This is a genomic window from Methylorubrum podarium (assembly GCF_022179745.1).
GTDB lineage: Bacteria > Pseudomonadota > Alphaproteobacteria > Rhizobiales > Beijerinckiaceae > Methylobacterium > Methylobacterium podarium.
Map to the genome: position 1 here is coordinate 1 of NZ_BPRD01000598.1, position 4338 is coordinate 4338.

At 71.0% G+C, this 4338-nt stretch carries 4 protein-coding genes; 1 reads left to right on the forward strand and 3 read right to left on the reverse strand.

Annotated features, from left to right (window positions below):
* Positions 1-40: 40 nt before the first annotated feature.
* From MFF42_RS24290 to MFF42_RS24300, 3 genes are all read right to left on the reverse strand, one after another.
* Positions 41-1252, reverse strand: coding sequence for a putative DNA modification/repair radical SAM protein (locus tag MFF42_RS24290; RefSeq protein WP_238258433.1), 1212 nt, complete (start codon positions 1250-1252; stop codon positions 41-43).
* Between the two features lie 111 nt (positions 1253-1363).
* Entirely contained in the window at positions 1364-1795 is a 432-nt protein-coding gene (locus tag MFF42_RS24295; RefSeq protein ID WP_238258430.1) for an OsmC family protein, read from the reverse strand.
* A gap of 85 nt (positions 1796-1880) precedes the next feature.
* Positions 1881-2363, reverse strand: a complete 483-nt coding sequence (locus MFF42_RS24300; RefSeq protein ID WP_238258434.1) for a RecX family transcriptional regulator — start codon at positions 2361-2363, stop codon at positions 1881-1883.
* A gap of 212 nt (positions 2364-2575) precedes the next feature.
* On the opposite strand from MFF42_RS24300, the gene MFF42_RS24305 reads away from it, so the two are divergent.
* On the forward strand, positions 2576-3985 hold the full coding sequence (locus MFF42_RS24305; RefSeq protein ID WP_238258431.1) for a TAXI family TRAP transporter solute-binding subunit: 1410 nt from the start codon (positions 2576-2578) through the stop codon (positions 3983-3985).
* Positions 3986-4338 lie beyond the last annotated feature (353 nt).

Sequence of the window (4338 nt, forward strand, 5' to 3'; positions counted from 1 at the left end):
GCAGAGGGGGGAGGGTTATGCGACGGCTGTGCCTCTTCCATCAAAAAAGACTCAACTGCTCGGCCGGCTCGGCGAGCTTCGCCCGCAGATCCAGCCGGTCGGTGAGCGTGACGGGGCGAAAATCCTCGGCGATGAGGAAGGGCCGGGCGCGCTTCAGCCCCGAGGTCAGCCGCGCCACGTCGTCGAGGCGCAGGCGGCCGTGGCGGCGGGCCTTGATGATGGCATCGACCGCCCGCGCCCCGAGCCCCGGCACCCGCAGCAGCATCTCGCGGTCGGCGCGGTTCACGTCCACGGGGAAGCGGTGGCGGTTCTTCAGCGCCCAGGCGAGCTTGGGGTCGATGTCGAGGGCGAGCATGCCGTCCTCGGACGCGCCGGCCACGTCGTCGGGGGAGAACTCGTAGTACCGGATCAGCCAGTCGGCCTGATACAGCCGGTGCTCGCGCCGCAGCGGCGGCGCCTGCGGCGGCAGGGCGGCGGAGGCGTCGGGGATCGGGCTGAAGGCCGAGTAGTAGACGCGCTTGAGCCCGTAGGTGCCGTAGAGCAGGGCGGACTTGCGGATCAGCGCCTCGTCGGTGGTGGCGTCCGCCCCGACGATCACCTGCGTCGATTGCCCGGCGGGCGAGAAGCGGCGGCGCTCCTCCTTGGCCTGGACGATGCGCTCGCCGATCTGGCTCATCGCCCCCTCGATCGCCGCGCCGTCCTTCTCCGGCGCGAGGCGGATGAGGCTCGCCTCGGTCGGCAGTTCGAGGTTGATCGAGAGCCGGTCGGCGTAGAGCCCCGCCTCCTCGATCAGCCAGGGGCTCGCCTCGGGGATCGACTTCAGGTGGATGTAACCGCGGAAGCCGTGCTCGCGCCGCAGCTTCTTGGCGACCCGGGTCAGCATCTCCATCGTGTAGTCGGGCGAGCGGATGATGCCCGAGGAGAGGAACAGCCCCTCGATGTAGTTGCGCTTGTAGAACTCGACCGTGAGCGTCACGACCTCCTCGACCGAGAAGCGGGCGCGGGCGACGTTCGAGGAGCGCCGGTTGACGCAATAGGCGCAATCGAACAGGCAGTAATTGGTCAGCAGGATCTTGAGCAGCGAGACGCAGCGCCCGTCCGGCGTGTAGGCGTGGCAGATGCCGGCGCCCGTGGTCGAGCCGAGCCCGTCCGCGCCGGCCTTGCGCTTCGGCGCGCCGGAAGAGGCGCAGGAGGCGTCGTATTTGGCGGCATCCGCGAGGATGCGCAGCTTGCGCGCGAGCTTGTCGTCCATCGAACGGAAGATGAACACGCACGCGCCGGGATCAATGCGGCGCGTTGGCCCGCACACCGGAAATGTTCATCCCGCCGCGCGAAGGAAACGCGGCGGGCGTGGCGGAACGGGTCAGCCCTGGGCGAGCGTCTTGTCGAGGGTGATCTCGGCGTTGAGCAGCTTCGAGATCGGGCAGCCCTTCTCGGCGTTGCCGGCGAGTTCGTCGAACTTCGCCTGATCGATGCCGGGAATCACCGCCTTGAGGGTGAGGGCCGACTTGGTGACCTTGAAGCCGCCGCCGTCCTGGACCAGCGTGACGACCGCCTTGGTGTCGAGGGAGGTCGCCTTGAGCCCGGCCGACTGGAGCTGGAAGGCCAGCGCCATGGTGAAGCAGCCCGCATGCGCGGCGGCGATCAGCTCCTCCGGATTGGTGCCCGGCTCGTTCTCGAAGCGGGTGTTGAAGCCGTAGGGGCTGTCCGAGAGCACGCCGGACTGCGTCGTGATCGTGCCCTTGCCGGTCTTGCCGTCGCCTTCCCAGTGGGCGCTCGCGTGGCGGTCGGTCATGCTGTCGTCCTCGTCGTCGTGAGCGGAAGCGGTCCGCGTGGCCACGGACGTGGAGCGGCGGGCAAGCCTGTCGAGGGGTCGCCGCTCATTCTTCACCGTGGCTCGACGCGTCCTCCGCCTCGCCGCCGATGATGTCCTTGGCGAGCCGGTAGGAAAAACCCGCCCGCGCCATCGCCGCGAGGTCGCGCTCGCGATGGGCCTCGCGGGCGTCCGGGCGGCGATAGGGGCCGAGGCGGCGGCGGCGGGCATAGGCGCGGGCCGCCCGCTCCTCGGTATCCGCCTCGCCCGCCTCGGCACCCTCCGCCTCCTCCCGCTCGACGGCGAGCGTCGCCGCGATCGTCTCGGCGTCGATCCCCTTGGCGGCGAGCCGCGCCTGCGCCTGGCGGGTCGAGGTGCCGCGCCGCCGCAAGCCGCGCAGGCGGGCGGCGGCGAAGCGGGCGTCGTCGACCAGCCCGGCCCGCTGCGCGCGGGCGACCGTCTCCTCGATCAGCCCGGCATGCGCGCCCGGATCCTCGTCGCGGGAGCGGCAGCGGCGCTCGATGCGGCGGGCGAGCACCCGGCGCAGCATCTCGGACGAGGCGCCGTAGCGGTCGAGATAGTGCGTGGTCACCCGATCGAGCCACGCGGCGCTGACCGGCGGCTCGGGCCTTGCTTCACGTCGGTTTGAAACGGTTCGCGCGATCATCCGTTCTTCACGATCCGGACAGGTTTTCGATTCATGAATCTTGGATGGATCGTACGCGATTTCGAGGGTTGCGCCGCCGCATGGTGGCCGTGCTCATGAGGCGCGAATGGCTCTACGTCCTGCTGGCCCTCGGGTTCGCGGCCGTGGCGGGCCTCGTCGTCTACTTCTCACGCCCGACGCTGCTCACCGTGGCGGTCGGCCCACGCGACGGTGTCGAGGCGGGGCTGATCGAGACCTATGCCCGGGCGCTGAACCGCAATCACGAGGATGTGCAGCTCCAAGTCGTCCCCTTCGACGACGTGCGCGACAGCGCCGCCGCCCTGGAGCAGGGCCGCGCCGACCTCGCCGTGGTGCGGCCCGACGTGAAGCTGCCGGATAACGGGCTGACGCTCGCCATCCTCCACGACGAGGCGCTGATCATCGCCGCGCCCGACGCGAGCGAGATCGAGAGCTTCTCCGATCTCTCGACCCGGCGCCTCGGCGTGGTGACGCGCCACGTCGCCGACCTGCCGGTGCTGACGAGCCTGCTCGACTTCTACGACTTCAAGGCGTCCCCCGAGGACGAGGCGGCCAGCGATACGCCCCTCGCGGCGGGCCGGGTCGGCCTCGTGACGCTCAAGGCCTCCGAGATCACCCAGGCGCTCGAATCCAAGCGCGTGGACGCGGTGGCGATCATCGCGTCTCCCACCGCCAAGCCGGCGCAGGCGATGCTGCGGGCCGTCGAGGCGGCCTCGCCCGAGCGGAAGGTCACCCTCGTCAGCGTGCCGGACGGCAAGGCGATCATCCAGCGCATGCCGACGTTGCAGCCGGTCACCCTCACCGCCGGCACCTTCGGCGGCCGACCCAAGCGCCCGGAGGAGGATGTCGAGACGGTGGGCGTCTCCTACCGGCTGATGGCCCGCGGCGCGGTGAGCCGCGTCGCCGTCGCCTCGGTGGTGCAGCACCTGTTCGAGTGGCGCTCGCGGCTGGCCGCGGCCGCGCCGGTGGCCCAGCAGATGAAGCCGCCGGACTACGACACCACCGTCACCGCCACGAGCGCGCAGCTTCCCAACCATCCGGGCGCGGTCGACTATTTCGAGCGCGAGCAGCAGACCTTCCTCGACCGCTACGAGGACTGGATCTACCTCGTCGCCTTCTTCGGCGGCACGGTGGGCTCGGGCATCGCGTGGCTCGGCCAGCGCCTCGCCCGCAAGCGGCGCGAGCGCATCGACGTCATCCTCGACCGCCTGCTCGACATCCTGGCCGAGGCCCGCGAGGCGAAAACGGCCGCCGCCCTCGACGCCCTCACCCGCGAGACCGACGCGCTCATCGCCGACGTGGTGCGCCAAGCCCGCGAGCGCAGCATCGACTCGCGGATGGTCAGCGCGCTGATCCTCGCCATCGACGCGGTCAACGGCGCCCTCGACGACGGCCGCCGCGCCTTCGAGCCCGGCGCGGACCCCGGCACGGGCGGGCGGACGCGCACGGCGCGGCTGCTGTCGCTGAGCCTGCCGGCGGCCGAGTAGCGAGCCGGTCTCCCGAAACGGCGCCGGCCGGCTCGACCGGAGGCCGCTTCGCTCAGGACGCTGCGCAGAACCCGCACGGCCATTTCGTTTCGGCGCGACCGCGGCGCGCAGGACCTCCCCTGTGCCGAACGATGTGAAGGCCGGGCCGGCCGGCTCAGGCGCGGCGGCCGATGCGCCTCGTCCCGACGCTCCTGGCCGCCCGCGAAGACTGATACGGCTTGCCGTTGATTCCTTCGATACCGTTTCCCGTCATTCCGGGGCGCCGGAGGCGAACCCGGAATCCAACCGTGATGCCATGTTGAGCCGCGCATCACGGGTGGATCCCGGGTTCCGCTGCGCGGCCCCGGGATGAC

What these genes read in the sequence shown, in the direction of transcription:
- MFF42_RS24290 (WP_238258433.1), bottom strand. Translation starts at nt 1,252, where the DNA reads ATGGACGACAAGCTCGCGCGCAAGCTGCGCATCCTCGCGGATGCCGCC.
- MFF42_RS24305 (WP_238258431.1), top strand. Translation starts at nt 2,576, where the DNA reads ATGAGGCGCGAATGGCTCTACGTCCTGCTGGCCCTCGGGTTCGCGGCC.
- MFF42_RS24300 (WP_238258434.1), bottom strand. Translation starts at nt 2,363, where the DNA reads ATGCTGCGCCGGGTGCTCGCCCGCCGCATCGAGCGCCGCTGCCGCTCC.
- MFF42_RS24295 (WP_238258430.1), bottom strand. Translation starts at nt 1,795, where the DNA reads ATGACCGACCGCCACGCGAGCGCCCACTGGGAAGGCGACGGCAAGACC.